Consider the following 26,805-nt stretch of genomic DNA (forward strand, 5'->3'; position numbering starts at 1 on the left):
GCCACGGTAAACCGTTAGCCCACTGTTGGGTAGGTGGGGTTTATGGATCGCATACTTCAAGTGCGTGGCACAGCCTCGATAGCCGTCAAGCAGGCGATCAGTACGTCCTTCACTAGACTGCAAGTGCTCGCCGCACGGGATAACCCAATGCGCCAAGGTCTGGCGCGAAATATCAATGCCATAGCGCCCACGTACGTTTCAAAGCGGTTAAGAGGCAAACGGTATACGTACTTGGTGGTCAGCAGTATCGGCTGAGATCTATTTTTGGTGACCTTCGGGCTGTTATCATCCGAAGTTAGCGGCTGCGTAAGGGCCGCTCATTAAGCGACCCGGCAACCGTGCATCGTTTCCGTCAGCTCAGCGAAGCAAAGAACGATACACGTCTGTGTAAGCACTCACCATACGATCAGCCGTAAACAGTTGCTCGAAACGCAATACGGCTCGTTGACCCATCGCCCTACTTTTTTCAGGGTGCTCCCATAGCCTGATCATCGCCTGCGCCAACGCATTCGCGTCGCAAGGGGGCACCACCAGCCCGGTTTCTTCGGCGACATTGATATAGGTTGTTCCTGTACCAATCTCACAGGAGATAAGGGGTTTTCCAAACATCGCACCCTCAAGTAGCGAAACACCGAATGCTTCAGAGCGAAGATGGGATGGAAAAACCAGGCAATAGCACAACGTCAACAAAGCAACTTTATCGTCGTCGGGCAAACCACCCAGGAAATGTATTCCGCCGAGCCCCAGTTTGTTGGCCTTAGCTTTCAACTCTGCTTCCAACGGTCCCCGCCCCACAATCACAATCGGGAACCGGGCCGTGCGAGCGGCCTCGAGCAAGTACTCCAACCCTTTGTAGTATCGCAGCGCCCCAATAAAAAGAAAAAAACGCTCGCCGACTCTTTCTTTCCAATAGTTCAGCTTTTTCGGAAGTACCGACGGGTAAGTGCCCCTCTCCAGCCCAATAGGAATTACGGTGACTTTATCCTTGAACTTTTGAAGCACAGGACTGCTTTCTACATACTGCGGAGATGATGCAACAATACGATCAACCCTTCCCAGAAAGCGATACATTAACGGCTGATACAACTTGAGCAGCATCTTCTGCTTAACAATATCTGAGTGATAACTAACAACCGTCGGCTTGTGCACTCGCGACACAAAATGAACTACATCCATAAATGGCCATGGGAAGTGGTAGTTTATGATATCCGCTTCCCTGGCCAACTCAGCAAAGTCGTTAAACGCAGACAACGAAAAACCCGTCGAAGCCAAGTGTAAATCCAGCTTTGAGGTATGGGCCAAGTGTCTTCCTACCGTAACGTCACGTGCCACACCATCAGCACTTAACGATAACACCTGTGCAGCGACCCCATATTCTCCTACACCCTCCGAAAGCTGAAAGATAACTTGCTCAACTCCCCCCATGGTTTGTGGGTAATAGGTTTTAAAGAAATGGAGAACTTTCAATCTAATATTTCCTTCGTAACTTTCTTCGCTGGTACGCCAACATAGACACCAGGGTCCAACAAATCACGGTGAGCGCATGCACCCGCGCCCAATGTGACTTGCGCACCTACACGAATGCCGTCGATAACCGTCGAACCGGCGCCGATAAAACAAAGGCTCCCTATACGCGATCGCCCTGCAACAGCGGCATTGATCGAAACATGGGTAAAATCATCAATGGTACATTCGTGCTCAACAATAGCACCGGTATTGATAATGCACCCCGCACCGACAGATGCCATCGGACCGACGTGAGCATGATGCCCCACAAATGTTCCAAGTCCTAATACAGCACCAAAGCCTATCGTTGCAGTGGGAGCGGCCAGCATTGCCATAGGCCAGCCCTGCTTATTGATCCAATCGTATTGTTGTTGGCGTTTGTGGTTGTCGCCTGCCGCCGGCATGACAAGCCACCCCTGCGGAAGTATGCCCTCCCAATGCGTGTACACCGGGAACGCCCCCAAACATTCATTCGGGCGGGCATTGCTGTCAATAAAGCACAGCGTTTTAAATCCGGATGACAACGCCACGTCCGCAACACTGCGGGCGTGACCGCCAAAGCCGAGGACCAGCAAACCTGATACTTCGCCCATTACGCCCTGCACCTCGCCCTAATCACCCTTTGAAATACGATCCAAGACGTCAACGTGCTCATTAACAACATCGGTCCATGAGCGCAAGTTTAATTTTTTATAAAACTGCTTTTGGGTGGCCAGTACCTGTTCGCGGTCGTTTAAGGTCATTTGAATACGCATCGCCATGTCTTGCCAGTCATAGGGATCAAAGAACGTGATCGCTTGAATCGCTTCATCATTCAAGACCTCTTCAGCCACCGGAATTCTGGCCATGACAACAGGCGTATCGACGGAGAGTGCCTCCGTAAAGGTGAACGGACATCCGCCTTCGCTCAGGCTTGGGTTCACAGCGAGATCTGCCAATTTATAACAAGCTGCCAGTTCCTGGACTGTCAAGCCATGGAGACACACGACGTCGTTTTCCAGCGTATGATCCTTGATGAACTTTATGACGTCTTCCATGCCATTCGGGTTACCCGTCAAAATCAATTTATGTCCGATAAATTTGCTACGAAGCAGGTATTCATAGGCACGGAGCAGTGACAACACATTTTTATTGGGCCTTATTTGACTCGCATAAAACAAGAAGTTTACATCAGGATTAGAAAACGTGGCGGCGTATTCAGAACCGACCGACTTCTGCAATGCTTTCTTGAATAAGCTGTGGCAAAGACTACGAGATGCCTGTTCCGGGTTCATCCCACCCGACACGTCAACCCACTGATTCAACCTATTAGGTGCGTGATGAATGACCGAAATTTTAGAGTGATTGATAGCATACCGATCAACCAAGGTATCCCATTTTACAGTGCTGCTATAAGTCACATAGTTCTGCCCTTTATAAATAGTGTCCTCTATCTCACCGAAAATTCTCAAAAATCTTTCGCCGCCAATGCTGGAAAACCCAACAGGAAAGTCGGTGAGCACCACGTCAGGAACACACATGAGCTTGGGTGCTTTAATCAAGTTAAACGCTGGCCAAAAAGCAGTAGGGCTATACCAGGCCAATACATGATCGAGCTGCTCGATCAGCGCCAGCATTCGCTTCGACTCAACGCCCTCCATGCCTTTGTACAATCGCAAAATCAAAGCATCTTCTTTGGGCGAGCTCAAAACCAACTTGAGACGAAAGATTTTTCTTGAAAGAGGCCGCGCAATCTTGTTAACAAAGAGCCGAAGTTTCAACAAAGAAACGATTAATAAACCGAGCAGCAAAACAGGAGAAAGTACCACCCCTAACACACACACACACAAACCAATCACCGCCAAAGGAATGAGGTGATAAAACGAGTGCGCAACGACTAACCGTTCTTCAAAATAATTAGCAACCTGCTTATAGCTCCACGATAATACACCTGCAATCCGAGCAACCAATGTAGGCCCTCGATCTCGCTTTTTGTATTTCAAATAAGATTCATATAGCTTTAAAATCAAGGGTTCTTTGTCAGGAGAGAGCAACTTAAATCGACTTTTTTGAACACCTTCACTTAGAAAAAGATCTTCGAGGCTATTTTTCGACCAGCTCGGGCAAACCAGCACAAATTGAATATCTTCACGTCCGGAGGCTCCCTTCAGGAAGGCCGCCAGATAACGCCCTAACCCTTCATGCCGTAGATCGACACCTGGAGGATAGGACAGGTAAATACCATAATGTTTTACAGACATACGCGTACCTCCTCCCAATACTTAGACGCAAAATTCACAAGATCATTTTGGGCCAACTTTTCCTGGGAGGGGAGTGTCTTTGCCAACTGAAAATAATTTTCCTCCATATATTTCAACTTTTTCGCCATGTCCGTCGGACTGCCTGAGTCCATCCATGTCAAATTCAAGAAAAACCGAGTATTTATCTCGTGCATCGCAGGATAATTACTGCTTAATGAGGGGGTCCCAACGCACGCAGCCTCAATAACACTGAAGGTGCCGTTGTCAATTTTTCCGGCATGCCACAAGAAACAGGAATTGGCCAAAGTCTTGATATATTGGCGCTCGGAGAGCCCACCTAATAGTTTAATTTTTCTGTTCAACAAACGACTGCCTTTCACCAAGCTCCCCAGCGATTTCAGATGAGGCATGTCACTTTTAAGCAAATTCTCGGTGCCCACACCCGTGATGTGACACGATAACAAACCGTCATATTCTTCATAATAAATTTGTAATGCCTTAAGGGCATTGACGTGATTTTTGTGCTGATTCGCATTGGTCGTCCAGATAAAGTATGACGATGCTTTGTCGGCCTTCACGACAGACTCTTTCCAGAACTCTGGAACCAGCATGGGCACCGAGACAACTTTTTCTGCACTCACGCCTGCGTACTGCAATGCGTCATGCTTTGTAAACTCAGTCGTCACTAATACTTTCCTGGACACCCTGACGGCTTCCAAAAATACAGAATCCGCACCATGGGCAAGAATCGGCTCATAACGCTGTAAGTAATCATAGACCATATAAATGGTTGGTTTCAGCGGCAGTAAAGGTGCCTCAAGCCGATCGGAAATGACAATCCACAAATCACAATCAGCCAGATGTTTTATTCCATCATCCGGGGTCACGTACTTACTATGAACAGGCTCCCAATCTGGCTGCCCTGAGTACCGCATGGCCCGTCGAGCTTCATCCGCGCCGAGTGTTTTCCATTTATAGGGCCGAATTTTTATATCAGAATCAACATCTTCAAATGCATCGTTGGCATAGCACTCTCTGTCGTCCAGATGGCAAATGACAACCTCAACATCCTCGCCACTTTGACGACTGCCAATGTATAATGATTGCGCAAGCATTTTAGTGCCACGCAAGCTGCCACCCCTGTATTTTACAGGGACAATTATGGCAATACGCTTTCGCTTCTTCGGCCGCCCTACCGCTTGAGCCCGAACAGCATACAGTTCACTGGTAATCTTCGCCCAACCCACCGTCCATTGCTGGCCGACAGCTTCTGCAGAAAAACGTCCGAGCCCCTGTTCTTGAGCGTTCAGAATCGCCGAGATAAAATTTTTGTCGCCTTCTAATATACGCCTGACTTTACTTTTGGCTTCTTCGATAGTGCTACAGCGCCCCGGCGACTTGACGAAGCGCAGCTTATCGAGCATACCTCCCGCCATAAACACCAACGCGATTCCCGAGCGCATTGCACGCAACGGTGCCTCTTCGATACCGTTGGACGCCACAGAGTCATAAAACATGACTTTGTATTGGCTGGAGAAGCAATCACGGGACTCAAAGTCTACTGCGCCCACGATGTTGTCTGCATCCACCACAACCGGCTGCTCCCCCGCAACCGAGTAGTCGACTCCTTTAAAATCGACAATCAACTTCTTATACAAATCAGAATAGACATCCGAAACATTTATGTTCGGGCAAAATAACAACAGCTTATTCAACTGACGCTCAGAATAATCAATGACGGGTGCAACACCATATTCTGCCGGCAAACAGAAAGTACGTCGACTCAGGTAGCTCAATTCGTGGGCAGCTTGATGTTCATGTAAAGTACCAAGCCAAAACCGATTGCCCGCTGCTTTAACGCGATAAATCCCGTCTTCTCCCAGATCCTTGCGCAGCGCGTCTGAATAGGAGCTACCGTCCAGAAAACCTGTCGCCCGCAGCACCACAGCACCGTTAAACCCGTTGAGCGTGGCTAACAACTGCTCCGCATGACTGCCGACAAACGCAACATCAAAATGACGATTGGCGACGGCCCACGCCGCATCACTCGGATGACCGTACCAATCCTGCGCATTGAGTAATTCAAGGTCGCTGGCCGGAATACTGATTGCCTGATCGAAACTAAAATCTACATCGTCCGACAGAGTGTATGGCGTCGCAGGGAATTGCTTGGGCATGAAAAATTCAGTAACGCCCACACGTTTTAACTGAACCACATCCGTTTCACGCAACTCTTTCTTGTTTAAGAGCCACAAAACCCTGAAGGCGTTATTTAGCATTACGATAGTCCATTCACTTTCTTGTACTCATCAATCGCATCGCCACAATCCCCATCAAACACGAGTGAGCCATGGTGAAAGACCAATCCACGATTACAAATTGACTTCAAAGAGCCCAGATCATGCGAGGCCAAAACAAGAATTTCCGCGCGCTCGATCAGGCTGGTAATACGTTCCTTCGCCTTAACCATAAAATTCGCATCCCCCGCCCCGATCACTTCATCGAGAAGAAGAATATCGCCACCCACGGTTGTCGAAATGGCAAAGGCCAATCTCACTTGCATACCGGCAGAATAGGTTTTCATTGGGTAATCAATGAATTCACCAAGCCCAGCAAACTCAACAATTTCGGCTTCCATACGCCGCATAAAGGCGGGGGACAACCCTAACAACAACCCACGGTAAAGAATGTTCTCTCGGCCTGTAGCGTCTGGCTCAAACCCCAGGCTAAGGTCAAACAAAGAACGTATTTGCCCGTCAACTTTCAGCGTCCCGCTGGAAATCGGGTATAAACCGGCAACCGTTTTGAGAAATGTACTTTTACCCGCACCATTGTGCCCAAGCACACCCACCCTTTCGCCGCTGAAAATTTCAACCGAAACATTTTTTAATGCATGAATATCCGCCACGGTAGTCGATTTTTTCGACCCACTGAAAATACCCGCCATCAATGATTTGAGCGAACGCTCTTTATAAGCGACCGACGCGTAATGAAGATTAACGTCCTCAAGAAATATTTTATTCTTTTTCATAAGTAAAAAATGACCTTACGCTCGGATTTATAACCTACCAGGATAGCGATCACCGCAAAGAAAACGGCCGCCCCCAAACTGAACATATAATTCTCAAGCGTTGGCCACTCACCTTGCAGCAATGGCGCGCGAACCAACTGCAAAATATGATAAATCGGATTGTAATCAACCAATGCATGCAGCCCGCCATTTTTGAACATTTTTGCTTCAAAATAGACAGGAGAAACAAACCATAGCGATTGCATCACCAATCCAAGAGCGTGGGGGATATCACGGAAGCGGGTACTGATATAAGCCAAGAGTGTTGAAACCGGCCATACAATCAACGCCAATATCGGATAAATCGTGAGCGTTGCCAGCCAGCACCAACCAATATTCTGCGGCAATACAATAGCGACCCAACCATATAACGACAGGCTGGCTAGCATCAGGATTATCAGACTTCCAATCACCGTACGCAGCGTGTAAATCGCCAATGGGTGATTGCATTGCTTGATATAGGAATCCGCCTGAACAAACGACAACGAGCCACCAACTGTATTGGCCGAAATATATTCCCAGACGATAATTCCGGAGAGGATATAAGGAGCGTAGGTCACAATATCAGTATTAAAAAGCCGGCTAAAAACCAGCGTCAGCAATAGCGTCAAACCCAGCGGCTGAATAATTGACCACGTCACACCAAAAAAAGACCGTCTCCATCTCGATCGTAAATCGGCAAGGGCAAGGTGCATCCAAAAATACCGGGCACCCCATATGCGAGAAAAATACGAAAACATCTTTTCACCTGAGTAAATGATTAAAGCCAAAATTCAGTTTCAACATGTCCCTCTGAACTCCACTTGGCAATCGGGGTTGATTACTCAACCCCGACGTTCTGCATTTTAGTTAGCGAAGTAGCGTCGAATTTCCTCAGCCACCTGCTGTACCTGTTCGCGGGTCAGTGTCGGATAACTCGGAAGGTTCATCCCTCGGGTGCTAAGATCTTGTGCAACCGGGAAAACTTCATCGGTTTTGCAGTGCGGCATGTTGTGCGCTGGCGCGAACAGCGGGCGTGTTTCTATCCCGTTGCTCTTAAGGTGATCACGCAGCCCCTGACGCTGTTCGGGATCATCCAGCAACACCGAGCACATCCAATAAGAGTGGCGCGTTCCCGGTTGTTCTGCATGCATCTGCAGCGGAAGACCTTCAAGCGCCTCGCGATACCAGTCTGCAACCTGACGCTTGAGCAGGATGATTTCGTCTGCACGTTCCAACTGGGCGAGGCCAATGGCCGCGCAGATGTTGGTCATACGGTAGTTAAACGCCAACTCGTCATGCCAATACTCGCGGGTCTTAGAGACACCCTGGCTTTTCAGATGGCAGGCCTTTTCGTGCACAACCTTGTCTCTGGAAACCACCATCCCACCTTCACCGGTGGTGATGGTCTTGTTTCCAAAGAAACTAAAGGTGGCGACATCCCCGAAAGTCCCTACATGCTGCCCTTTGTATAAGGAACCAAAAGCCTCTGCACAATCCTCGATCAGCAGCAAGTTGTACTCTTTACACAGAGCCACAACTTCATCCATGTCACACGCGAGACCATACAAGTGCACGACCATGATAGCTTTGGTTTTCGCCGTGATACGGCTGCGGATGTCGGGAACACTGACATTCCAGGTATCAGCCAGAGACTCAGCGTATACAACGCTGGCACCGGTTTGCATGATGGTGTTGACCGATGCCACGTAAGTCAGCGTTGGAACAATCACCTCATCACCTACACCAAGCCCCAAAGCAGCCATGGCCAAGTGAAGGGCAACCGTACCGTTACTCACGGTGGTTGCATGTTCGGCACCGATGTATCGGGCAAACTCGCTCTCGAAGCGGGAAATAAATTCTCCACGAGAAGAAATCCAGGTCGAATCAAGACACTGGTTTACGTATTCCTTTTCGCGTCCGCCCAGAAAGGGCTGATATACCGGTATCATCCGAGCCGCCCCTTATTCCTGACCTTTGAAGTATTTGTAACCATGCGCCTGGACCAGTTGGTCGCGCTCGGCTTCACGCATGTCTTCACGCATCATTTCTTCGACCAACTCGGCGAAGGTCGTGGTCGGTACCCAGCCCAACTTGGCCTTGGCTTTGCTTGGGTCACCCAGCAGAGTTTCCACTTCGGCAGGGCGGAAGTAACGCGGGTCTACCGCAACGATGCACTTACCAGTTTCAACGTCGTAGCCTTTCTCGTCTACATCGGTGCCTTCCCAACGGATCTGGATGCCAATTTCTTTGGCGGCCACTTCAACAAACTCACGTACGGAGTGTTGCTCGCCGGTCGCGATCACAAAGTCTTCAGGCTCGTCTTGTTGCAGCATCAGCCACTGCATTTCCACGTAATCGCGGGCATGGCCCCAGTCACGCAGTGCATTCATGTTGCCTAGGTAAAGGCACTCTTGCAGACCGAGTTTGATACGCGCCAGCGCGCGGGTGATTTTACGGGTTACGAAAGTCTCGCCACGGATAGGAGACTCGTGGTTGAACAGAATGCCGTTGCAGGCATAAATACCGTACGACTCGCGGTAGTTCACGGTCATCCAGTAAGCGTACAGCTTGGCGACGGCATACGGAGAACGAGGATAGAAAGGCGTAGTTTCTTTCTGTGGAATTTCCTGCACCAGGCCGTACAGCTCGGAAGTCGAGGCCTGATAGAACTTGGTTTTCTTTTCCAGCCCGGCAATCCGGATAGCTTCCAGAAGACGCAAGGCGCCCAAGGCGTCAGAGTTCGCGGTGTACTCCGGCTCTTCAAAAGAAACAGCAACGTGGCTTTGTGCTGCCAGGTTGTAGATTTCGTCCGGCTGAACTTCCTGAACGATACGGATCAAGCTGCTGGAGTCGGTCAGGTCACCATGGTGCAACGTCAGATCGTAGCCGGTGGCATGCGGATCGTGGTACAGGTGGTCAATACGCGCCGTATTGAACATGGAACTGCGACGCTTGATGCCGTGAACCGAGTAACCTTTTTTAAGCAGGAACTCGGCAAGGTAAGCACCATCCTGGCCCGTAATACCCGTAATCAACGCTACTTTCTTGTCGCTCATTTGTTCACCAATTTGATTTAACCAATCGAACAGTAAGTCTCTGCTACAGAGCCAAACTCTCGCTTTACCTTCACCTTCCCTGTGGAAACGAGAAGCCTTTCGTCACGCGTTACAACTACTGTTCAGCAATCCATCAGAAGCGCGGTCATCCAACACCTTCCGTGCTGCCTACTCCATTTCACTCCTGCCTCGGCCATGCTGCCGCGGCAGGCTCCAAACAGGCTGTCAATTGACACCCGCACGGCCATAAATGTCCTCGAACCGAACAATATCGTCTTCGCCCAAGTAATCGCCGCTTTGCACTTCAATCAACACCAGATCAATGACCCCCGGGTTCTCGAGGCGATGGGTATGACCTGCTGGGATAAAGGTGGACTCGTTGGTGTTAAGCAAGAACTCGCGATCGTTATTAACCACACGCGCCATACCACTCACCACGATCCAGTGCTCGCTACGATGGTGGTGCATCTGCAAAGACAGCGATGCCTGCGGCTTGACCACGATACGTTTGATCTTGAAGCGCTGACCTTCCTCTAGGGTCGTATAAGTCCCCCAGGGGCGGCGAACCGTCGTATGGTCGTGATGTGTGCGATGACCGCTTTTCTTCAGCTGTGCGGTAATTGCCTTGATGTCTTGCGCATGATCTTTGTGTGCAACCAGCAAGGCATCAGGTGTATCGACAATAAGCAGATCTTCGACGCCGACCAAGGCGGTCAGCCGACGTGGGCTTCGTACGTAATTGTTGCTGGCCGCATGCAAAACAGCTTCACCCTCAATACGGTTACCCTGCTCATCCGGTAAGGACAGCTCACTCATCGCATTCCAGGAGCCGATATCGCTCCAGCCGATATCGCAAGGCACCGTTGCTACTTTGCTTGACCGCTCCATCAGCGCGAAATCGATAGAGATATCCGGGACATTAGCAAAGCTCTGTGGCTCAAGATGCAGGCTGCGATGACCGCTGCCCTGCATCGTCCCCGACCCAGCCAAACAAACGTCGACCGCACTGGAAACATCGGGTGCGCACAGCGCCATTTCTTCAACCAGGGTGCCTGCGCGGAAACAGAACATGCCGGAGTTCCAAAAGTACTCACCGGACTCCAGGTAACCTTTGGCCGTTTCCAGATCCGGTTTTTCGACGAACCGTCTCACCTTGAAACCGGAGCCCAGCGGTTCATTTATGTTTTTCTGAACATAGCCGTAGCCGGTTTCCGGATACTCGGGAGTCACACCAAAAGTCACCAGCAGACCGCTTTCGGCCAACCGCGAGGCAGACTCAACGGCAGCAGCAAATGCTGCCTGGTCATCAATCAAGTGATCGGCAGGAAGAACCAGCATGATGGCATCATGCCCATGAGCTCGGGCAACCTCTTGAGCCGCCACTGCAACTGCCGCTGCAGTATTACGACCGAAAGGCTCAAGAACGAAACTCAGGTTGGTAAAATGGGGGGCGGCTGCACCGTATTCATCGAGAGTTTTGAAATAGAGATCACGGTTAGTGATGGTCAATACTTCGGCCACGCCCTTTAAAGCCAATGCGCGATTGAATGTTTTGCGAATCAAATTACCGCCGTCGGGTAACTCGATAAATGGCTTGGGGTGCGCAGAACGCGAAACAGGCCAGAGACGGCTGCCCGCACCGCCGCAAATAATTACCGGAATAAGCGTCACTCAGTACTCCTTTACGCAATTTCACTTCAAACCGCGCCTCCCTCCCCTGGCGATACGCAGATTTGAAAGCAAAGTAATATAAAAATTGCTTCAATTAAAAAACGCCACACCGTCTATCTGCATAGGGGAGGCAAATACAATAATTTCTTACAAAAGGCGGCATTCTTTCTCAAAAGGCCCTTTTTGTCTAGTTAAAGACAAGCCTCCTCCGCGACCATGGAGGCGTTTCGAGTGAAAAAGCAGCGGTTTTTTCGATCCGTGTCGATTTTCGACTTTGAGGGTACATACACCAACCAAATACAGCCGGAACTTGTCGGTGCCCAGCACCGGGCCGCTGGCCAAAGCTGTCATTTTCCCAACAACACAAGGAGGGAAAATACACCCTAACAATTTCCCCTCAACAATTTCCCGGACCTGCCGACAACTCCTCAAAGCCTTGCGGATTGAACAACCATGCGTAATAACCAACCCGTTACCCAGCGCGAACGTACCTTCCCCGCTCAGCAACGGTTGATCTCAACCACAGATGCCAAAGGCGTGATTACCTACTGCAACGACGCTTTCGTCGAGATCAGTGGGTTTTCGCGTGACGAGCTGGTGCGTGCCCCGCACAACCTGGTTCGCCACCCGGACGTCCCGTCCGCGGTGTTTGCACACATGTGGTCCACGCTCAAACAAGGCTTGCCATGGATGGGCATCGTCAAGAACCGTTGCAAGAACGGCGATCACTATTGGGTCAACGCCTATGTGACGCCGGTCTTCGATGGCAACCAGGTGGTCGGTTACGAGTCCGTGCGGGTCAAGCCCACCGCCGAACAGATCCGCCGTGCCGAGGCGCTTTACCAGCGCATCAACCAGGGCAAGTCCGCTATTCCGCGCCGCGACAAGTGGTTGCCGGTGGTGCAGGACTGGCTGCCGTTTATTCTGGTCAGTCAGTTGAGTTTTCTGATTGGCGTGTGGCTGAACTCGCACTGGGGTTTTGCCCTGGCCGCTGCGCTGTCGGTGCCGCTGGGCCTGTTGGGCCTGAGTTGGCAGCAGCGTGGCCTCAAGCGTTTGCTGCGGTTGGCGGAGCAAACCACGTCCGACCCGTTGATCGCGCAGATGTACACCGACAGCCGGGGCGCGCAGGCGCGGCTGGAGATGTCGATTCTCAGCCAGGAAGCCCGCCTGAAGACGTGCCTGACGCGCCTGCAGGACACCGCCGAGCACCTCAACGATCAGGCAGCGCAGTCCAACACCCTGGCGCATAACAGCTCCAGCGGCCTGGAACGCCAGCGCGTGGAAACCGAGCAGGTGGCGACCGCTGTCAACCAGATGGCCGCCACCACCCAGGAAGTGGCGAGCCATGTGCAGCGCACCGCCGATGCCACTCAGGAAGCCAATCGCCTGACCGGCCGTGGTCGCGACATTGCCGGGGAAACCCGCGAGGCCATTCAGCGCTTGTCCACCGCCGTGGGTGAAACCGGCGTGACGGTGACCCAGTTGGCCAAGGACAGTGACGAAATCGGCGGCGTGGTGGATGTGATCAAAGGCATCGCCGACCAGACCAACCTGCTGGCCCTGAACGCCGCCATCGAAGCGGCCCGCGCCGGGGAGATGGGCCGGGGGTTTGCGGTGGTGGCCGACGAAGTGCGGCAATTGGCCCAACGTACCAGCGAGTCCACCGGGCAGATCCACGCGTTGATCGCCAAATTGCAGCAAACCGCCAATGCGGCCGTGCAGACCATGGACGCCGGGCATCGCCAGGCCGAAGAAGGTGTGGCGCGGGTAATGGAGGCGGACAAGGCGTTGGTGGGGATCAGTGAGGCGGTGGCGCACATCACCGACATGACCACCCAGATTGCCGCAGCGACCGAGGAGCAAAGCTCGGTGGCGGAAGAGATCAGCCGCAATATCAGCACGATTGCCTTGCTGGCGGATCAGACCTCGGAGCAGGCACTTAATTCGGCGCAGTTGAGTGAAGAGTTGACGCATACGGCCAATACCCAGTACTCGCTGGTGGAGCGTTTTAACCGCTGACCCACGCCCACCCGCCTGTTTGGAACGCATTCTGAACGGGCGGGTAGGTCGTAATGCGCTTCTAGCGTGCGCCGATAAACCCGGCCACCGCTACCGCCGCCGCCTGCAGATGTTGCTCATGACTGAACCCCGAAGCCTTCAGCGGCTTTAAGTCATGATCGGCCGCCTCCAGCCACATCAGCGCGATGCTCGGCGATAACACATACCCTTGCACCGCCGCCCGATTGCCCAGCGCATCCCGCTCGCCCTGCACAATCAATGTTCGTGCCTGCAAACCCGCCAAGTGTTCCACCCGCGGTTTCTCGGGCTTGCCCACCGCGTAAAACGGATACCCCAGGCACACCAGCGCGTCCGCGCCCAGTTCGTCCGCCAGCAGGCTGGCCATGCGCCCGCCCATGGACTTGCCGCCAATGGCCAGGCGCCCCGTGACATGGCGTCGCACCTGGGTATACACCTCACGCCAGCATTCGAGCAATTTGGGCGCCGGGTTCGGCGGGCGCTTACCCCCGTCGAGCCGGCGCTGGGCCATGTACGCAAACTCGAAGCGCACGACGTTCACGCCCTGTGCGGCAAGGCGTGCAGCCATGTCATTCATGAAACTCGAGTCCATCGGCGCGCCCGCGCCATGGGCCAAAATCAACGTGCCCAGGGCCTCGCCATGCGCGGCATTCCACAGCCAGCCCTGCGCCTGGACACACTGCGCCCATTGATCCCCGTCAATACTGGCCTTGTGCTCTTCTCCCATGCTTGCCTCGCTTTTTAGTCTGCCTATAACTCCAGCCCAAGCGCCGCATTGGCTTGGGTTGAACCGTGGATGGGGAACCATGAACACTACTTCAAGTACCGCCTACAACTATAAGGTGGTCCGCCAATTCGCCATTATGACGGTGGTGTGGGGCATCGTCGGCATGGGACTCGGGGTTTTTCTCGCCGCCCAATTGGTTTGGCCCGCCCTCAACTTCGACTTGCCCTGGACCAGTTTCGGCCGCCTGCGCCCTTTGCACACCAATGCCGTGATCTTCGCCTTTGGGGGCTGTGCACTGTTTGCCAGCTCGTTCTACACGGTGCAACGCACCTGCCAGACCCGGCTCTTCGCGCCAAAAATCGCGGCGTTCTGCTTCTGGGGCTGGCAGTTGGTGATTGTGCTGGCGGCTATCACCTTGCCACTGGGCTACACCAGTTCCAAGGAATACGCCGAACTGGAATGGCCCATCGACCTCCTCATCACCGTCGTCTGGGTGGCCTACGCCATCGTATTCTTCGGCACGGTGATGCAACGCAACACCCGGCACATCTATGTCGGCAACTGGTTCTTCGGTGCGTTCATCATCACTGTGGCCATCTTGCACATCGTCAATAACCTTGAGATCCCGGTCAGCCTGACCAAGTCCTACTCGCTGTACGGCGGTGCGACGGATGCTATGGTGCAGTGGTGGTATGGGCATAACGCTGTGGGCTTTTTCCTCACCGCAGGCTTTTTGGGGATGATGTATTACTTCGTGCCCAAACAGGCCGAACGCCCGGTGTATTCGTATCGCCTGTCCATCGTGCACTTCTGGGCGCTGATCACGCTGTACATCTGGGCCGGCCCTCACCACCTGCATTACACCGCGCTGCCAGACTGGGCACAGTCGCTGGGCATGGTGATGTCACTGGTGCTGCTGGCCCCGAGCTGGGGCGGCATGATCAACGGCATGATGACCCTCTCGGGCGCCTGGCATAAGTTGCGCAGCGATCCGATCCTGCGCTTTCTGGTGGTGTCGCTGGCGTTCTACGGCATGTCGACCTTTGAAGGCCCGATGATGGCGATCAAGACCGTCAACGCCCTCTCCCACTACACCGACTGGACCATCGGCCACGTCCACGCGGGTGCCCTGGGCTGGGTGGCGATGATCTCCATCGGCGCGCTGTACCACATGATCCCCAAAGTCTTCGGCCGCGAGCAGATGCACAGCCTCGGCCTGATCAACGCGCACTTCTGGCTGGCCACGATCGGCACTGTGCTCTACATCGCCTCGATGTGGGTCAACGGCATCGCCCAGGGCCTGATGTGGCGTGCGATCAACGAGGACGGCACGCTCACCTACTCCTTCGTCGAAACCCTGGTGGCCAGCCACCCCGGCTTCATCGTGCGGCTGGTGGGCGGGGCGATCTTTCTCAGCGGCATGTTCCTGATGGCCTACAACACCTGGCGCACCGTGCGGGCGGCGCCTGCCGAAATCACCGCTGCGGCGCAACTGGCCTGAGGACTCCGTGATGAAACACGAAACGCTTGAAAAAAACGTCGGCCTGCTGATGCTGTTGATGGTGCTGGCCGTGAGCATTGGCGGCCTGACGCAGATCGTTCCATTGTTTTTCCAGGACGTGACCAACAAGCCGGTCGACGGCATGAAGCCCTACACCGCGCTGCAGTTGGAAGGCCGCGATATCTACATTCGCGAAGGCTGCGTGCAGTGCCATTCGCAGATGATCCGCCCGTTTCGCGCCGAAACCGAACGTTATGGCCACTACTCGGTGGCCGGGGAAAGCGTGTGGGACCACCCCTTCCTGTGGGGCTCCAAGCGCACCGGCCCGGACCTGGCCCGCGTCGGCGCCCGCTACTCGGACGACTGGCACCGCGCGCACCTGTACAACCCGCGCAACGTGGTGCCGGAGTCAAAAATGCCGGCCTACCCGTGGCTGGTCACCGCCCAGGTCGACAGCAGCAGCACCGAAACCAAACTCAAGGTGATGCGCACGCTGGGCGTGCCGTACACCGACGAGGACATCAGCGGCGCCGTCGCCAGCCTCAAAGGCAAGACCGAGATGGACGCCCTGGTGGCCTACCTGCAAGTGCTCGGCACTGCCATCAAGAGCAAGAGGTGAACCATGGGATTTGCATATGACGCAGGCACCATTCGCGGCGTGGGCACGCTGGTGGTTGCCATTGCCTTTATCGGGTTGTCGATGTGGGTGTTCAGCCGCCGCCGCACCGCCGAGTTCGAACAGGCGCGCCAACTGCCCTTTGCCGACGAACCCTCGCCCACCGACGCGCAAGCAGCGCCCACTACAAGGAGCCCCCGGCCATGACCACCTTTTGGAGCACATGGATCTGCGTACTGACCCTGGGCAGCCTGGTCGGCCTGGCCTGGCTGTTGATCGGCACGCGCAGGGGCGAAACCCGCGGCAGTGTAGACCAGACCTTGGGCCACGCATTCGACGGGATCGAGGAGTACGACAACCCGCTGCCGCAATGGTGGTTCGTGCTGTTCGCCGCCACGCTGGTGTTTGCCCTCGGCTACCTGGTGCTCTACCCGGGCCTGGGCAACTGGAAAGGCATCCTGCCGGGCTATGAGGACGGCTGGACCCAAGCCAAGGAGTGGGACAAAGAGATGGCCCGCGCCGACGCCCGGTTCGGGCCCCTCTACGCCAAATTCGCCGCCCTGCCGGTGGAAGAAGTGGCCAAGGACCCCCAGGCACTGAAAATGGGCGCACGTCTGTTCGCCTCCAACTGCTCGGTGTGCCACGGCTCGGACGCCAAGGGCGCCTATGGTTTCCCTAACCTTGCCGACAACCTCTGGCGCTGGGGCGGCTCGGCCGAGGCGATCAAGACGAGCATCATGAACGGCCGTCACGCCGCGATGCCCGCCTGGGGTGAGGTCTTGGGCGAGGCCGGTGTAAAAAACGTCGCCGCCTACGTGCGCCACGACCTGGCCCAATTGCCCTTGCCGGCCGACAGCAACGTCGACCTGGCGGCAGGCAAAGCCGCGTTCACCACCACCTGCGTGGCCTGTCACGGGTTGGAAGGCCACGGCATGCCCGCCATGGGCGCGCCCGACCTGACCCAGCCAGGCGGCTTCATCTACGGCACCAGCCTTGCGCAATTGCAGCAGACCGTGCGCCACGGCCGCCAAGGCCAGATGCCCGCCCAGGCCGACCTGCAAGGCGCTGACAAAGTCCACCTGCTGGCGGCCTATGTTTATAGCCTCTCGCAAAAAGAGCCGCGCTAAACCTCCCGCCACACGCTGCAAGCAAAGAGCCACCGGCTTGGCGCTTGCAGCGGTTTTTCGCACCGCGTGCGGCACTGTCCTTTCCCCTCCTACCATTCGGGTCTACGCTTGTTTCCACGACGGCTGAGGTTGGTCTGACGCGGGTTTAAACACACGCAGTCAGAAGTAATCGAGACGCTTGTATTTTTCTGACCGATCCGTCAGCTTTACGTGCCCAATTTTGTCCCTACTCCAAACAGGGAAAGGGCACAGATCAGGGTGCGCAGCGCATTGACGCAGGTCACCACGCGTTGCATTGGAATCTTGCTTTCTCCATACTTGCGGCCGTTTTTTAACTATAAAAAAATTTATAACCGTGGAACCTTAGAATGAGCACAGCAATCAGTCCGACTGCTTATAACTATAAGGTGGTCCGCCAATTCGCCGTCATGACGGTGGTGTGGGGGATCCTAGGGATGGGGCTCGGCGTTTTCATCGCCTCGCAACTGGTATGGCCCGAGTTGAACTTCGGCCTGCCGTGGACGACCTTTGGCCGCCTGCGCCCGCTGCACACCAACCTTGTGATCTTCGCCTTCGGCGGGTGTGCGCTGTTCGCCACCTCCTACTACGTGGTGCAGCGCACGTGCCAGACGCGACTGATCTCCGACGCCCTCGCCGCCTTTACCTTCTGGGGCTGGCAAGCGGTCATCGTCGGGGCAATCATCACCCTGCCGCTGGGCTATACCACCACCAAGGAATACGCCGAACTGGAATGGCCGATCGCCATTTTGCTGGCCATTGTCTGGGTGACTTACGCGGTGGTGTTTTTCGGCACCATCGTCAAGCGCAAGACCAAACACATCTATGTGGGTAACTGGTTCTACGGCGCCTTCATCCTCGTGACCGCCATGCTGCATATCGTCAACCACGCGTCCTTGCCGGTGAGCTGGTTCAAGTCTTACTCGGCCTACGCCGGGGCGACGGATGCAATGATCCAGTGGTGGTACGGCCACAACGCCGTAGGCTTTTTCCTCACCACCGGTTTTCTGGGGATGATGTACTACTTCGTGCCCAAACAGGCCGAGCGGCCGATCTACTCCTATCGCCTGTCCATCGTGCATTTTTGGGCGCTGATCACCCTGTACATCTGGGCCGGCCCCCACCACCTGCACTACACCGCGCTGCCAGACTGGGCGCAGTCGTTGGGCATGGCCATGTCGATCATCCTGCTGGCGCCCAGCTGGGGCGGCATGATCAACGGCATGATGACGCTCTCGGGCGCGTGGCATAAGTTGCGCACCGACCCGATCCTGCGCTTTCTGGTGGTGTCGTTGGCGTTCTACGGCATGTCGACCTTTGAAGGCCCGATGATGGCGATCAAGACCGTCAACTCGCTGTCCCACTACACCGACTGGACCATCGGCCACGTCCACGCGGGCGCCCTGGGCTGGGTGGCGATGATCTCCATCGGCGCGTTGTACCACATGTTCCCGAAATTGTTCGGCCGCCCGCAGATGCACAGCGTGAGCCTGATCAACGCGCACTTCTGGCTGGCCACGATCGGCACCGTGCTCTACATCGCCTCGATGTGGGTCAACGGCATCACCCAGGGCCTGATGTGGCGTGCGATCAACGATGACGGCACCCTCACGTACTCGTTCGTCGAAGCGCTGCAAGCCAGCCACCCGGGTTACATCGTGCGAGCCCTGGGCGGGGCGTTCTTTGCGTTCGGTATGTTGCTCATGGCCTACAACGTGTGGCGCACCGTGCGCGCCGCCGACCCCGCAGAAGCCGAAGCCGCCGCCAAGATCGCCGTTGTGGGAGCCCACTGATGAAGCATGAAGTCGTCGAGAAGAATATCGGCCTGCTGGCCTTCTTCATGGTCATCGCCGTGAGCATCGGTGGCCTGACCCAGATCGTCCCGCTGTTTTTCCAGGACGTGACCACCAAACCGGTCGAAGGCATGAAGCCGCACACCGCCCTGGAACTGGAAGGCCGCGACGTGTACATCGCCAACGGTTGCGTGGGCTGCCACTCGCAGATGATCCGTCCGTTTCGCGCCGAAACCGAACGCTACGGCCACTACTCCGTGGCCGGTGAAAGCGTGTGGGACCATCCGTTCCTGTGGGGCTCCAAGCGCACCGGCCCGGACCTGGCCCGCGTGGGCGGGCGTTACTCCGATGACTGGCACCGTGCGCATTTGTACAACCCGCGCAACGTGGTGCCGGAATCGAAAATGCCGGCGTACCCCTTCCTGATCGAAAACCGGCTCGATGGCAAGGACACCGCCAAGAAAATGGAAGTCTTGCGCGCCCTGGGCGTGCCCTACACCGACGAAGACATCGCCGGGGCGGCCGCCGCCGTCAAGGGCAAGACCGAAATGGACGCACTCGTGGCCTACCTGCAAGGCCTGGGCACTCTCATCAAAAGCAAACGGTGACCTGGATGGATATCGGAATGATTCGAGGCCTGGGCACCGTTGTGGTGATGGTGGCCTTTGTCGGCCTGGCGTTGTGGGTGTTCAGCCCCAAGCGCAAGTCGGAGTTCGACGACGCAACCCTGCTGCCCTTCGCGGACGATCCCGAAGCCATCAAGCACGTCGAACAAGCGTCTAGGAGTAATAAAGAATGACTACGTTCTGGAGTCTGTACGTCACAGTCCTGACCCTGGGCACCATCTTCGCCCTGACCTGGCTGCTGCTGTCGACCCGCAAGGGCCAGCGCGCCGAGCAGACGGACGAAACCGTCGGCCACTCGTTCGATGGCATCGAGGAGTACGACAACCCGTTGCCCAAGTGGTGGTTCATGTTGTTTGTCGGCACCATCGTCTTCGCCTTGGGCTACCTGGCGCTGTACCCGGGCCTGGGCAACTGGAAAGGCGTGTTGCCCGGCTATGCGTACCTGGATAACGAAAAACAAACCCCGTTCGCCAACGGCCAGACCGGCTGGACCGGCGTGCACGAGTGGGAAAAGGAAATGGCACGCTCGGACGCCAAGTTCGGCCCCCTCTTCGCCAAGTACGCCGCCATGCCCATCGAAGAAGTGGCCAAAGACCCGCAGGCCCTCAAGATGGGTGGCCGCCTGTTCGCCTCCAACTGCTCGGTGTGCCACGGCTCCGACGCCAAGGGCGCCTATGGCTTCCCCAACCTCACCGACGCGGATTGGCGCTGGGGCGGCGAGCCCGCCACCATCAAGGAAACCATCATGAAAGGCCGCCACGCGGTGATGCCGGCCTGGGCCGACGTCATTGGCGAGCAAGGCGTGGCGGATGTGGCCGGTTTTGTGGTGACCAACCTCGATGGCCGCAAGCTGCCGGAAGGCGCCAAGGCCGACGTAGCCAATGGTGCAAAACTGTTTGCCGCCAACTGCGTCGCCTGCCACGGCCCGGCCGGTAAAGGCACCGCCGCCATGGGCGCGCCCGACCTGACCCACCCGGGCGCATTCATCTACGGCTCAAGCTTTGCCCAACTGCAGCAGACCATCCGTTACGGCCGCCAGGGCCAGATGCCTGCGCAGGAACAACTGCAAGGCAACGACAAGGTGCACTTGCTGGCGGCGTATGTGTACAGCCTGTCCCATGGGGAAAAGGAGACGAACGCCCAATAGGCATGCGAGCAAGGCAAAAGCCCCGTCGATAGCCGTCAACGGGGCTTTTGCGTTTAAAGGCAGCCGCAAATCCCGCGCAAGGCGATGGACCGAATGACCGTCTAGCGCGCAAAAACCGGCCATACTCCCTAAGTCAATTGATCCAGGTCACATATACCATCTGTTGATTTCCCCCAACGCGACCAAAGGTCGCACCCGATCAGCCGTACCGGGGGCGTATCATTACGCCACTGCAGCACCCTATTTTTGACCCCGGCCGGCACGTACTGGCCGAGGCAATTTCCACCGCCGTGGGATTCAATGATGAGCGACCAAATACCGGTACATGACGTTACCCCGCCTGCCAAAACTGCCAGCCACACCGTCGACCTGTACGCCTCGCGGGAGAAGATCTACACCCGTGCGTTCACTGGCCTGTTTCGCAACTTGCGCATGCTTGGCGGGGCCGGGCTGTTCCTGTTGTACTTCGCCACCGTGTGGCTCAACTGGGGTGGCCACCAGGCCGTGTGGTGGAACCTGCCCGAGCGCAAATTCTTCATTTTTGGCGCCACCTTCTGGCCCCAGGACTTCATCCTGCTCTCGGGCCTGTTGATCATTGCCGCGTTCGGCCTGTTCTTCATCACCGTGTATGCCGGGCGCGTCTGGTGCGGCTATACCTGCCCGCAAAGCGTATGGACCTGGATTTTCATGTGGTGCGAAAAAGTCACCGAGGGTGACCGCAACCAACGCATCAAGCTGGACAAGGCGCCGATGAGCGCCAACAAGTTCCTGCGCAAATTCAGCAAGCACAGCCTGTGGCTGCTGATCGGCTTTGTCACCGGCCTGACCTTCGTTGGCTACTTCTCGCCGATCCGCGCGCTGGTGTTTGACTTCTTCACCGGGCAAGCCGATGGCTGGTCGTATTTCTGGGTCGGTTTTTTCACCCTCGCCACCTATGGCAACGCGGGCTGGCTGCGCGAACAGGTGTGTATCTACATGTGCCCGTATGCGCGCTTCCAGAGCGTGATGTTCGACAAGGACACCCTCATCGTCTCCTACGACCCGCGCCGTGGCGAAGCCCGTGGCCCGCGTAAAAAAGGCCTCGATTACCAGGCCCAGGGCCTGGGCGATTGCATTGATTGCACGATGTGCGTGCAGGTGTGCCCCACCGGCATCGACATCCGCGACGGCCTGCAGATCGAGTGCATCGGCTGCGCGGCCTGTATCGATGCGTGTGACAGCATCATGGACAAAATGGACTACCCCCGCGGCCTGATCAGCTACACCACCGAACACAACCTGTCGGGGCAAAAAACCCATACGCTGCGCCCCCGCCTGATCGGTTATGCACTGGTGTTGCTGGCAATGATCAGCCTGCTGGTAGGGGCTTTTTTCATGCGTTCGCTGGTGGGGTTCGACGTGAGCAAAGACCGCGTGCTGTACCGCGAAAACGCCGAAGGGCGAATCGAAAACGTCTACAGCCTGAAGATCATGAACAAAGACCAGCGCGACCACACCTACGTGCTCGACGCCAGCGGCCTGCCAGACCTCAAGCTGCAAGGTCGGCGCGAAATCCGCGTGGCCGCCGGTGACATCGTCAGCCTGCCGGTGGAGCTGTCGAGCGCGCCCGAGCAACTGCCGTCGAGCACCAACGAGATCAGGTTCATCCTCAGGGATGCCGACGACGACAGCGTCCACATTCAAGCCAAGAGCCGATTCATCGGCCCACAAGTCCGTTAACACGAGAGCCGAACAATGCGCGCAGCCACTGCCACAAGCCCCTGGTACAAGCACCTCTGGCCCTGGATCATCATCGCGATTCTGGCCTGCTCGGTGACGCTGACCTTGACCATGGTGACCATCGCGGTGAAAAACCCCGACAACCTGGTCAACGACAACTACTACGAGGCCGGCAAAGGCATCAACCGCGCCCTGGACCGCGAACTGCTGGCCCAGACCCTGCAACTGCGCGCCACTCTGCACCTGGACGAGCTGACCGGCGAAGTCGACCTGCGCCTGACCGGCCGCAGCAACCCCGCCACCCTGGAACTGAACCTGATCTCGCCGACCCAGCCAGACAAGGATCGCAAAGTTGTCCTGGCCCAAAGTGCCAGCGAGCAGGGCCGCTACATCGGCCAGGTGACCGACAAGGTAGAAGGCCGCCGCTTCGTCGAATTGCTCGGCGTGGAAGGTGATAAAACCTGGCGCCTGTTTGAAGAAGAACACGTCAGCCACGACAAAGACCTGCTGCTGGGCGACGAGCCCATCCAAGGCGCCGAACACCCTTAACCCCCGCGACGAGGCCCGCTCCGCCACCCAAGACCCCACGCCATGACGACGCCCTGCTACCACTGCGCCCTCCCCGTTCCGCCCGGCCACCGTTTCACCACGGTGATCCTCGGCGCGCCGCGCGAACTGTGCTGCCCGGGCTGCCAGGCCGTGGCCGAGGCCATCGTCGCCGGCCACCTGGAAAGCTACTACCAACACCGCAGCGAAGCCTCGGCCAACCCCGAAGCGCTGCCCGTGCAACTGTGTGACGAACTGGCCCTGTACGACCGCGCGGATGTGCAAAAGCCCTTTGTGCGTCATGACGGCGAACTGGCCGAAATCACCCTGTTGATCGAAGGCGTCAGCTGCGCCGCCTGCGGCTGGCTGATGGAAAAACACCTGCACAAGCTGCCCGCTGTCGCCGAGGCGCGGCTGAACCTGTCCAACCATCGCTTGCACGTGCGCTGGGCCGACGGGCAATTGCCCCTCAGCCAACTGCTCGGCGAACTGCGCCAGATCGGTTACGCCGCCCACCCCTACCAGGCCGACCGCGCCGCCGAGCAATTGGCCAACGAAAACCGCCGGGCCCTGCGCCAGCTCGGCGTGGCCGGGCTGCTGTGGTTCCAGGCGATGATGGCAACCATGGCCACCTGGCCCGAGTTCAATATCGACCTGAGCCCGGAGCTGCACATCATCCTGCGCTGGGTAGCGATGTTTCTCACCACCCCGATCGTGTTCTACAGCTGTGCGCCCTTCTTCAAAGGGGCGCTGCGCGATCTGCGCACGCGGCACCTGACCATGGACGTGTCAGTCTCACTGGCTATCGGCGGGGCTTACCTGGCGGGCATCTGGACCGCCATTACCGGCACCGGCGAGCTGTATTTCGACGCTGTGGGCATGTTCGCCCTGTTCCTGCTGGCCGGGCGCTACCTGGAACGCCGTGCCCGCGAGCGCACGGCGGCGGCCACCGCGCAGTTGGTCAACCTGCTGCCCGCCTCGTGCCTGCGCTTGCAGGCCAACGGCCAGAGTGAACGCATCCTGCTCAACGAACTGGCCCTGGGTGATCACGTGCTGGTGCACCCGGGGTCGGTGCTGCCAGCGGACGGCGTGATCCTTGACGGGCACTCGAACGTCGACGAGTCCCTGCTCACCGGCGAATACCTGCCCCAGCCCCGCCGCCCCGGCGACGCCGTCACCGCGGGCACGCTGAACGTTGAAGGCGCACTGACCGTGCAAGTACACGCCCTGGGCCACGACACCCGCCTGTCTGCCATCGTGCGTTTGCTGGAGCGGGCCCAGGCGGAAAAACCCCGCCTGGCGCAACTCGCCGACCGCGCCGCCCAGGGGTTCCTGCTGTGCTCGCTGATCGCCGCCGGGGTGATCGGCCTGGGGTGGTGGCAGTTGGACCCGTCCCGCGCCTTCTGGATTGTGCTGGCCATGCTCGTTGCCACCTGCCCTTGCGCCCTGTCCCTGGCAACGCCGACTGCCCTGACCGCGGCCACCGGCACCTTGCACAAACTCGGCCTGCTACTGACCCGGGGCCATGTGCTGGAAGGCTTGAACCAGATCGACACGGTGATTTTCGACAAGACCGGCACGCTCACCGAAGGCCGCCTGACGCTGCGGGCCATCCGCCCGCTGGGCGGCCTGGACAGCGACCATTGCCTGGCCCTCGCCGCCGCCCTGGAAAACCGCTCTGAACACCCGATTGCCCGTGCCTTCGGCCGTGCGCCGCAGGCCGCGCAAGAGGTGTCGAGCACACCAGGACGGGGCCTTGAAGGCCAGGTGGGCGAGCGCCGTCTGCGTATCGGCCAAGCGGAGTTTGTCTGCGCACTGAGCGGTTGCCCGGTCCCCGCGCCCCCTGATGAAGCAGGCCAATGGCTGCTACTGGGGGATGGCGAGGGCGCACTGGCCTGGCTGGTCCTGGACGATCGCCTGCGCAGCGATGCCCCCGCGCTGCTGGCCGCCTGCAAGGCGCGTGGTTGGCGTACGTTGCTGCTGTCGGGCGACAGCTCGCCGATGGTCGCCAGCGTCGCCGCGCAACTGGGCATCGACGAAGCCCACGGCGGCTTGCGCCCTGCCGACAAGCTGCACGTGCTGCAACAACTGCACCAGGAAGGCCGCAAGGTGCTGATGCTCGGTGATGGCGTCAACGACGTGCCGGTCCTGGCCGCCGCCGACATCAGCGTGGCCATGGGCTCGGCCACCGACCTTGCCAAAACCAGTGCGGACGCGGTGCTGTTGTCCAACCGCCTCGACACCCTGGTGCAGGCCTTCACCCTGGCGCGTCGCACGCGCCGCGTTATCCTCCAAAACCTGCTGTGGGCCGGCCTGTACAATGGCCTGATACTGCCGTTTGCCGCCGTGGGTTGGGTAACCCCCGTGTGGGCGGCCGTCGGCATGTCGTTAAGCTCGTTGACCGTGGTGCTCAACGCCCTGCGCCTGGCTCGCCTGCCCGGCGCGCACACCCCGGGCCCCGCCCACGAACCCCGTCCGCTGCCGGCCTGAGCCGCACAGACATGGAGTGCAGATGCCAGCGCTTTACGTGATGATTCCAGCGGCACTATTGATCGTCGCCATCGCCCTTTACATCTTCTTCTGGGCGGTGGACAGCGGCCAGTACGACGACCTCGACGGCCCCGCCCACAGCGTGCTGTTCGATGACCAGGACCCCAACCACCTGGCGGCCATCGACGAAGCCAACGCGGCCGACGAACCGCCCAAACCCAAAGAGCCGCCCCATGCTTGAACTGGCGCCCCTGCTCGTCTCGGCGGTGATCCTCGGGTTGCTGGGCGGCGGCCATTGCCTGGGCATGTGCGGCGGGCTCATGGGCGCGCTCACGCTGGCCATCCCCCCGGCACAACGCAGCCGACGCTTCCGCTTGCTGCTGGCCTACAACCTGGGGCGAATTTTCAGCTACGCCGCCGCCGGTTTGCTGATCGGCCTGGCAGGCTGGGCCGTGGCCAACAGCCCGGCGGCGATGTTCATGCGTGTGCTGGCCGGGCTGTTGTTGATCGCCATGGGCTTGTACCTGGCCGGTTGGTGGAGCGGCCTGACCCGCGTCGAAAGCCTGGGGCGCGGCCTGTGGCGCCATATCCAGCCAGTGGCCAACCGTTTGCTGCCGGTGTCCAGCCTGCCCCGCGCCTTGCTGCTGGGGGCGCTCTGGGGCTGGTTGCCGTGCGGGTTGGTCTACAGCACCCTGCTGTGGGCGGCGAGCCAGGGCAATGCGCTGGACAGCGCCGCGCTGATGCTGGCGTTTGGCCTGGGCACCTGGCCCGTGCTGCTGGCCACCGGGGTGGCGGCCGAACGCGTGGGCGCGTTGTTGCGCCGACGCAGCGTGCGCATGGCCGGTGGTGTGCTGGTCATGTTGTTCGGGGCCTGGACCTTGCCCGGCCCGCACCAGCACTGGTTGATGGGCCACTGAGCGGCCTGTGGCAGCG

24 protein-coding genes and 1 pseudogene are annotated in these 26,805 nt (G+C 57.4%); 14 read left to right on the forward strand and 11 right to left on the reverse strand.

The window, feature by feature from the left end; translation table 11 throughout:
• Positions 1-117: 117 nt before the first annotated feature.
• From ACW9H9_RS20570 to ACW9H9_RS20615, 10 genes and pseudogenes are all read right to left on the reverse strand, one after another.
• Positions 118-248, reverse strand: a pseudogene (locus tag ACW9H9_RS20570) (IS66 family transposase); the annotation flags it as partial.
• Positions 249-357: 109 nt separating this feature from the next.
• Positions 358-1,467 (reverse strand): glycosyltransferase family 4 protein, encoded by a 1,110-nt coding sequence (locus tag ACW9H9_RS20575; RefSeq protein ID WP_457344983.1) that lies wholly within the window; start codon positions 1,465-1,467, stop codon positions 358-360.
• Positions 1,464-2,099 carry an acetyltransferase gene (locus ACW9H9_RS20580; protein ID WP_457344984.1) on the reverse strand — a complete coding sequence of 212 codons (636 nt, stop codon included), beginning with the start codon at positions 2,097-2,099 and terminating at the stop codon, positions 1,464-1,466. Before ACW9H9_RS20580 ends, ACW9H9_RS20575 begins: the two co-directional genes overlap by 4 nt.
• 18 nt (positions 2,100-2,117) lie before the next feature.
• Positions 2,118-3,746, reverse strand: a complete 1,629-nt coding sequence (locus ACW9H9_RS20585) for a glycosyltransferase (RefSeq protein WP_457344985.1) — start codon at positions 3,744-3,746, stop codon at positions 2,118-2,120.
• Positions 3,737-6,025, reverse strand: coding sequence for a glycosyltransferase (locus ACW9H9_RS20590; RefSeq protein WP_457344986.1), 2,289 nt, complete (start codon positions 6,023-6,025; stop codon positions 3,737-3,739). The genes ACW9H9_RS20585 and ACW9H9_RS20590 overlap by 10 nt, the downstream gene beginning before the upstream one ends.
• Positions 6,025-6,777, reverse strand: coding sequence for an ABC transporter ATP-binding protein (locus ACW9H9_RS20595; RefSeq protein ID WP_457344987.1), 753 nt, complete (start codon positions 6,775-6,777; stop codon positions 6,025-6,027). Before ACW9H9_RS20595 ends, ACW9H9_RS20590 begins: the two co-directional genes overlap by 1 nt.
• The gene (locus tag ACW9H9_RS20600) at positions 6,774-7,511 is read right to left on the reverse strand and encodes an ABC transporter permease (RefSeq protein WP_457344988.1); all 738 of its coding nucleotides are present in this window, start codon (positions 7,509-7,511) and stop codon (positions 6,774-6,776) included. Before ACW9H9_RS20600 ends, ACW9H9_RS20595 begins: the two co-directional genes overlap by 4 nt.
• 150 nt (positions 7,512-7,661) lie before the next feature.
• Positions 7,662-8,747, reverse strand: a complete 1,086-nt coding sequence (locus ACW9H9_RS20605; RefSeq protein ID WP_457344989.1) for a DegT/DnrJ/EryC1/StrS family aminotransferase — start codon at positions 8,745-8,747, stop codon at positions 7,662-7,664.
• A 12-nt stretch (positions 8,748-8,759) separates the two neighbouring features.
• Complete coding sequence (gmd, locus tag ACW9H9_RS20610; protein ID WP_457344990.1) at positions 8,760-9,854, reverse strand: GDP-mannose 4,6-dehydratase; 1,095 nt, start codon at positions 9,852-9,854, stop codon at positions 8,760-8,762.
• A 225-nt stretch (positions 9,855-10,079) separates the two neighbouring features.
• On the reverse strand, positions 10,080-11,525 hold the full coding sequence (locus ACW9H9_RS20615) for a mannose-1-phosphate guanylyltransferase/mannose-6-phosphate isomerase (RefSeq protein WP_457344991.1): 1,446 nt from the start codon (positions 11,523-11,525) through the stop codon (positions 10,080-10,082).
• Between the two features lie 453 nt (positions 11,526-11,978).
• On the opposite strand from ACW9H9_RS20615, the gene ACW9H9_RS20620 reads away from it, so the two are divergent.
• On the forward strand, positions 11,979-13,544 hold the full coding sequence (locus ACW9H9_RS20620; RefSeq protein WP_457344992.1) for a methyl-accepting chemotaxis protein: 1,566 nt from the start codon (positions 11,979-11,981) through the stop codon (positions 13,542-13,544).
• A gap of 61 nt (positions 13,545-13,605) precedes the next feature.
• Here ACW9H9_RS20620 and ACW9H9_RS20625 read toward each other — a convergent pair whose 3' ends face one another.
• Positions 13,606-14,289 carry an alpha/beta family hydrolase gene (locus tag ACW9H9_RS20625; protein ID WP_457344993.1) on the reverse strand — a complete coding sequence of 228 codons (684 nt, stop codon included), beginning with the start codon at positions 14,287-14,289 and terminating at the stop codon, positions 13,606-13,608.
• 79 nt (positions 14,290-14,368) lie between these two features.
• On the opposite strand from ACW9H9_RS20625, the gene ccoN (ACW9H9_RS20630) reads away from it, so the two are divergent.
• The 13 genes from ccoN (ACW9H9_RS20630) to ACW9H9_RS20690 all read left to right on the forward strand — a co-directional run bounded on the left by ccoN (ACW9H9_RS20630) (position 14,369) and on the right by ACW9H9_RS20690 (position 26,789).
• Positions 14,369-15,790, forward strand: coding sequence for a cytochrome-c oxidase, cbb3-type subunit I (gene ccoN / locus ACW9H9_RS20630; RefSeq protein ID WP_457344994.1), 1,422 nt, complete (start codon positions 14,369-14,371; stop codon positions 15,788-15,790).
• 10 nt (positions 15,791-15,800) lie between these two features.
• The gene (gene ccoO, locus ACW9H9_RS20635) at positions 15,801-16,409 is read left to right on the forward strand and encodes a cytochrome-c oxidase, cbb3-type subunit II (protein ID WP_457344995.1); all 609 of its coding nucleotides are present in this window, start codon (positions 15,801-15,803) and stop codon (positions 16,407-16,409) included.
• A gap of 3 nt (positions 16,410-16,412) precedes the next feature.
• The gene (locus ACW9H9_RS20640) at positions 16,413-16,613 is read left to right on the forward strand and encodes a cbb3-type cytochrome oxidase subunit 3 (RefSeq protein ID WP_457344996.1); all 201 of its coding nucleotides are present in this window, start codon (positions 16,413-16,415) and stop codon (positions 16,611-16,613) included.
• Entirely contained in the window at positions 16,610-17,533 is a 924-nt protein-coding gene (gene ccoP, locus ACW9H9_RS20645; RefSeq protein ID WP_457344997.1) for a cytochrome-c oxidase, cbb3-type subunit III, read from the forward strand. Before ACW9H9_RS20640 ends, ccoP (ACW9H9_RS20645) begins: the two co-directional genes overlap by 4 nt.
• Before the next feature lie 368 nt (positions 17,534-17,901).
• Positions 17,902-19,344, forward strand: coding sequence for a cytochrome-c oxidase, cbb3-type subunit I (gene ccoN / locus ACW9H9_RS20650; RefSeq protein WP_457344998.1), 1,443 nt, complete (start codon positions 17,902-17,904; stop codon positions 19,342-19,344).
• On the forward strand, positions 19,344-19,952 hold the full coding sequence (gene ccoO, locus ACW9H9_RS20655) for a cytochrome-c oxidase, cbb3-type subunit II (protein ID WP_457344999.1): 609 nt from the start codon (positions 19,344-19,346) through the stop codon (positions 19,950-19,952). The genes ccoN (ACW9H9_RS20650) and ccoO (ACW9H9_RS20655) overlap by 1 nt, the downstream gene beginning before the upstream one ends.
• A 5-nt stretch (positions 19,953-19,957) precedes the next feature.
• On the forward strand, positions 19,958-20,143 hold the full coding sequence (locus tag ACW9H9_RS20660; protein ID WP_105523028.1) for a cbb3-type cytochrome oxidase subunit 3: 186 nt from the start codon (positions 19,958-19,960) through the stop codon (positions 20,141-20,143).
• The gene (ccoP, locus tag ACW9H9_RS20665) at positions 20,140-21,117 is read left to right on the forward strand and encodes a cytochrome-c oxidase, cbb3-type subunit III (protein WP_457345000.1); all 978 of its coding nucleotides are present in this window, start codon (positions 20,140-20,142) and stop codon (positions 21,115-21,117) included. Before ACW9H9_RS20660 ends, ccoP (ACW9H9_RS20665) begins: the two co-directional genes overlap by 4 nt.
• 303 nt (positions 21,118-21,420) lie before the next feature.
• On the forward strand, positions 21,421-22,836 hold the full coding sequence (ccoG, locus tag ACW9H9_RS20670; protein WP_457345001.1) for a cytochrome c oxidase accessory protein CcoG: 1,416 nt from the start codon (positions 21,421-21,423) through the stop codon (positions 22,834-22,836).
• A gap of 15 nt (positions 22,837-22,851) precedes the next feature.
• The gene (locus ACW9H9_RS20675; RefSeq protein ID WP_457345002.1) at positions 22,852-23,385 is read left to right on the forward strand and encodes a FixH family protein; all 534 of its coding nucleotides are present in this window, start codon (positions 22,852-22,854) and stop codon (positions 23,383-23,385) included.
• 42 nt (positions 23,386-23,427) lie between these two features.
• Entirely contained in the window at positions 23,428-25,872 is a 2,445-nt protein-coding gene (locus tag ACW9H9_RS20680; protein WP_457345003.1) for a heavy metal translocating P-type ATPase, read from the forward strand.
• A gap of 22 nt (positions 25,873-25,894) precedes the next feature.
• A complete protein-coding gene (gene ccoS, locus ACW9H9_RS20685) occupies positions 25,895-26,113 on the forward strand; it encodes a cbb3-type cytochrome oxidase assembly protein CcoS (RefSeq protein ID WP_457345004.1) in 219 nt (72 codons plus the stop codon).
• Positions 26,106-26,789 (forward strand): sulfite exporter TauE/SafE family protein, encoded by a 684-nt coding sequence (locus ACW9H9_RS20690; protein ID WP_457345005.1) that lies wholly within the window; start codon positions 26,106-26,108, stop codon positions 26,787-26,789. Before ccoS ends, ACW9H9_RS20690 begins: the two co-directional genes overlap by 8 nt.
• The last annotated feature ends 16 nt before the right edge of the window (positions 26,790-26,805 follow it).

It is taken from the genome of Pseudomonas sp. SDO5215_S409 (genome assembly GCF_054071325.1).

Coding starts and splice junctions, on each gene's coding strand:
- ACW9H9_RS20580 (WP_457344984.1), bottom strand. CDS start 2,099: ATGGGCGAAGTATCAGGTTTGCTGGTCCTCGGCTTTGGCGGTCACGCC.
- ACW9H9_RS20585 (WP_457344985.1), bottom strand. CDS start 3,746: ATGTCTGTAAAACATTATGGTATTTACCTGTCCTATCCTCCAGGTGTC.
- ACW9H9_RS20590 (WP_457344986.1), bottom strand. CDS start 6,025: ATGCTAAATAACGCCTTCAGGGTTTTGTGGCTCTTAAACAAGAAAGAG.
- ACW9H9_RS20595 (WP_457344987.1), bottom strand. CDS start 6,777: ATGAAAAAGAATAAAATATTTCTTGAGGACGTTAATCTTCATTACGCG.
- ACW9H9_RS20600 (WP_457344988.1), bottom strand. CDS start 7,511: ATGCACCTTGCCCTTGCCGATTTACGATCGAGATGGAGACGGTCTTTT.
- ACW9H9_RS20605 (WP_457344989.1), bottom strand. CDS start 8,747: ATGATACCGGTATATCAGCCCTTTCTGGGCGGACGCGAAAAGGAATAC.
- gmd (WP_457344990.1), bottom strand. CDS start 9,854: ATGAGCGACAAGAAAGTAGCGTTGATTACGGGTATTACGGGCCAGGAT.
- ACW9H9_RS20620 (WP_457344992.1), top strand. CDS start 11,979: ATGCGTAATAACCAACCCGTTACCCAGCGCGAACGTACCTTCCCCGCT.
- ACW9H9_RS20625 (WP_457344993.1), bottom strand. CDS start 14,289: ATGGGAGAAGAGCACAAGGCCAGTATTGACGGGGATCAATGGGCGCAG.
- ccoN (WP_457344994.1), top strand. CDS start 14,369: ATGAACACTACTTCAAGTACCGCCTACAACTATAAGGTGGTCCGCCAA.
- ccoO (WP_457344995.1), top strand. CDS start 15,801: ATGAAACACGAAACGCTTGAAAAAAACGTCGGCCTGCTGATGCTGTTG.
- ACW9H9_RS20640 (WP_457344996.1), top strand. CDS start 16,413: ATGGGATTTGCATATGACGCAGGCACCATTCGCGGCGTGGGCACGCTG.
- ccoP (WP_457344997.1), top strand. CDS start 16,610: ATGACCACCTTTTGGAGCACATGGATCTGCGTACTGACCCTGGGCAGC.
- ccoN (WP_457344998.1), top strand. CDS start 17,902: ATGAGCACAGCAATCAGTCCGACTGCTTATAACTATAAGGTGGTCCGC.
- ccoO (WP_457344999.1), top strand. CDS start 19,344: ATGAAGCATGAAGTCGTCGAGAAGAATATCGGCCTGCTGGCCTTCTTC.
- ACW9H9_RS20660 (WP_105523028.1), top strand. CDS start 19,958: ATGGATATCGGAATGATTCGAGGCCTGGGCACCGTTGTGGTGATGGTG.
- ccoP (WP_457345000.1), top strand. CDS start 20,140: ATGACTACGTTCTGGAGTCTGTACGTCACAGTCCTGACCCTGGGCACC.
- ccoG (WP_457345001.1), top strand. CDS start 21,421: ATGAGCGACCAAATACCGGTACATGACGTTACCCCGCCTGCCAAAACT.
- ACW9H9_RS20675 (WP_457345002.1), top strand. CDS start 22,852: ATGCGCGCAGCCACTGCCACAAGCCCCTGGTACAAGCACCTCTGGCCC.
- ACW9H9_RS20680 (WP_457345003.1), top strand. CDS start 23,428: ATGACGACGCCCTGCTACCACTGCGCCCTCCCCGTTCCGCCCGGCCAC.
- ccoS (WP_457345004.1), top strand. CDS start 25,895: ATGCCAGCGCTTTACGTGATGATTCCAGCGGCACTATTGATCGTCGCC.
- ACW9H9_RS20690 (WP_457345005.1), top strand. CDS start 26,106: ATGCTTGAACTGGCGCCCCTGCTCGTCTCGGCGGTGATCCTCGGGTTG.